Source organism: Geodermatophilus sabuli (assembly GCF_010686765.1).
GTDB classification, from domain to species: Bacteria; Actinomycetota; Actinomycetes; order Mycobacteriales; family Geodermatophilaceae; genus Geodermatophilus; species Geodermatophilus sabuli_A.
This window is the reverse complement of sequence record NZ_JAAGWF010000092.1, coordinates 1-567: the sequence shown is the minus strand read 5'-3', so window position 1 is coordinate 567 and position 567 is coordinate 1. Positions and strand designations below refer to the sequence as shown.

The following is a 567-nucleotide window of genomic DNA, read 5'->3' as shown; positions in this document are numbered from 1 at the left end:
GGCGGCGCTCGACCGGGAACGCGAAGCTCTGGACGAAGTGCGGGCCGACCGGGACGCATGGAAGCAACAAGCAACCGCCCTGCTGGCCGCGCCATCGAGGCGCCGACGCTGGTGGCCATGGTGAAGATGACAAGACCGACCGCCTACAGGACGCTGTAGCGAAATTCGGCCAAAACTTCGCCTTAGCGTAGGATTCGGCCCCATCCATCCGGCATCAGACCCCATTCAGGGTGATTTTGAGGTCTTTGGAACCGTCTCGGCGCCTCTCAATCCCCGAACGGCCAACGGTGATGTAAGTATGGTTTTCCTTGGATAAACTTCCGAAAAGCTGCCATAGGATCATGGCTGTACTTTGGAGAATCCCTGGATGCGCCTGTTTGCGGCTTCCTTTGCAGCGTTGATCGCTGCGTCTGGCACCGCTTCGGCACAGTCCGTTCTTGAGCGTGTACTCGAACAGATCGACGGTGCATCCAACCTCGCTCGGATCAACGGAACGTATGCGAACATTGCTGAGAGCACTCTGCTAAGCGAAACTAGGTCGAGAAATATCGTGGAGGATGTGTCCTC

General features: G+C 57.5%; 1 protein-coding gene. It reads left to right on the top strand.

Annotated features, from left to right (window positions below):
• Positions 1-367: 367 nt before the first annotated feature.
• A partial coding sequence (locus GCU56_RS23590; RefSeq protein ID WP_204332725.1) for a hypothetical protein occupies positions 368-567 on the top strand: 200 nt, incomplete at its 3' end.